Here is a 1,761-nt window from a genome sequence, read left to right as displayed (position 1 = left end):
CGCAATGCTCTCATAGCCTTCAGATTTTAAGTATTCATAGCCATCCATTACGTTTTTCCACCAGTCTTCGGGCCCCGTATGTACAAGTTCTTCAGGCGGGACGCCATGTCCTTCATATTGAGGCGCGTGGCACGTATAGCCGCGTTCATTCAAATATCGTCCCAGCATCCTTACATCCGCTGTATTGCCTGTAAAGCCGTGCAGCAAAAGCACCGCTTTGTCTCCGCCTTTAAATGTAAATGGTTTTGGTGTCACAACTTTCATGCTCATGTCTCCCTTTCTATCTGCACGATCATTATAGTTTTCCACAGTTTAATCAGAAAAAAACGTTTTGAATATCATCCAGAAACGTGAAAAAGGCCTGACTTCACATCAGACCTTATACAAACATTGCCCTATAGGATATAAGCAAGCGCAATCGTTAACACGAAAAACAAGACTGCCAGCACTACCGTAATGCGGTGCAAAATTAAATCAAGACCTCTTGCTTTTTGTTTCCCGAAGAGCTGCTCCGCTCCACCTGAAATCGCACCAGATAATCCGGCGCTTTTACTGGATTGAAGCAAAACAACAATAATAAGTGCAATGCTGACGATAACCAACAAGGTAATCAAAACTGCGTGCATCCCATACACCTCCAGACTCACTGGCTACATTACTTCTATTTTACATGAAAAGGGTTGGCATGTCACGCTGTATCAGACGCCAAAAGGCCGGATAAGACGTTTTATCTTGGTTACCCTATTCATATGAAAAGGTCAAAGGAGAAAAGCGATGCCGCTTATCAGCATAGACAGCAGGAAACATCTTTTTTATGAAGAATATGGACAGGGAATCCCTATCATTTTTATCCACCCGCCGGGCATGGGACGCAAGGTTTTTTATTATCAGCGCCTTCTATCCAAGCATTTCAGGGTGATTTTTCCCGATTTAAGCGGCCACGGTGATAGTGATCATATCGATCAGCCAGCGTCTATTTCCTATTACGCAAACGAGATCGCGCAATTCATGGACGCTTTGGATATTGATAAAGCTGTGTTATTCGGGTATTCTGCCGGAGGCTTAATCGCGCAGCATACCGGCTTCACCCGCCCCGACAAAGTGTCACACCTTATTCTGTCCGGCGCCTACCCCGCTGTTCATAACGTAATCGGCCAGAAGCTGCACAAACTGGGAATGTATCTGCTTGAAAAAAACCCCGGTTTGCTCATGAAAATCCTCGCTGGCAGCCACACAAAAGACAGACAGCTTCGCAGCATATTAACAGACCATATGAAAAAAGCAGACCTGGCCCATTGGCATCAGTATTATCTGGATTCGCTTGGCTACAACTGCATTGAACAGCTGCCCCGCCTAGAAATGCCAATGCTGTTTATGTATGGCGGCCTGCGGGACTGGACCTTTACAAACGCAGGCTATTACCGAAGATCGTGCAGACATGCCGAATTTTTCAGATTGGAATATCAGGGACATCAATTGCCGACAAAACAATGGAAAACGTGCAATGAGCTGGTGACAGGGTTTGTGCTGACACATCATTCAATATAGAAAACGCTTGGATCTCCTTGCGTTTTCTATATTTTATTGACTTTTGTCAACAAAATCATAGTAAAAAAGATCCTCAAATTTCAAATTAAAATAGTGAAGCATTTTACCGATCACAAGCTGCCCCGGCCGTCTTTCTCCATTCAGCACGCGGCTCAGTGTGGCGGGTGAGACTCCGATTTCCAGCGCAAGCTGATTAAGGGAATAATCGTTATT

Annotated in this window: 4 protein-coding genes; 1 reads left to right on the top strand and 3 read right to left on the bottom strand. The window is 44.8% G+C overall.

The window, feature by feature from the left end:
- Both RAC86_RS38390 and secG read right to left on the bottom strand, forming a co-directional pair.
- Positions 1–264: alpha/beta hydrolase (locus RAC86_RS38390; protein WP_377886922.1), on the bottom strand; the 264-nt coding region annotated here is incomplete at its 3' end.
- Between the two features lie 131 nt (positions 265–395).
- A complete protein-coding gene (gene secG / locus RAC86_RS38385) occupies positions 396–626 on the bottom strand; it encodes a preprotein translocase subunit SecG (RefSeq protein WP_003220028.1) in 231 nt (76 codons plus the stop codon).
- 148 nt (positions 627–774) lie between these two features.
- Here secG and RAC86_RS38380 point away from each other — a divergent pair, with 148 nt between their 5' ends.
- Positions 775–1,548, top strand: a complete 774-nt coding sequence (locus RAC86_RS38380) for an alpha/beta fold hydrolase (protein ID WP_106073403.1) — start codon at positions 775–777, stop codon at positions 1,546–1,548.
- Positions 1,549–1,581: 33 nt separating this feature from the next.
- Here RAC86_RS38380 and RAC86_RS38375 read toward each other — a convergent pair.
- Positions 1,582–1,761 (bottom strand): helix-turn-helix transcriptional regulator (locus tag RAC86_RS38375; protein WP_377886921.1); only part of this gene is annotated, 180 nt, incomplete at its 5' end.

It is taken from the genome of Bacillus sp. LR_5, from assembly GCF_042709275.1.
The sequence above is the reverse complement of the archived record's forward strand: the minus strand, read 5'-3'. Positions and strand labels throughout refer to the sequence as shown.

Coding starts and splice junctions, on each gene's coding strand:
- secG (WP_003220028.1), bottom strand. CDS start 626: ATGCACGCAGTTTTGATTACCTTGTTGGTTATCGTCAGCATTGCACTT.
- RAC86_RS38380 (WP_106073403.1), top strand. CDS start 775: ATGCCGCTTATCAGCATAGACAGCAGGAAACATCTTTTTTATGAAGAA.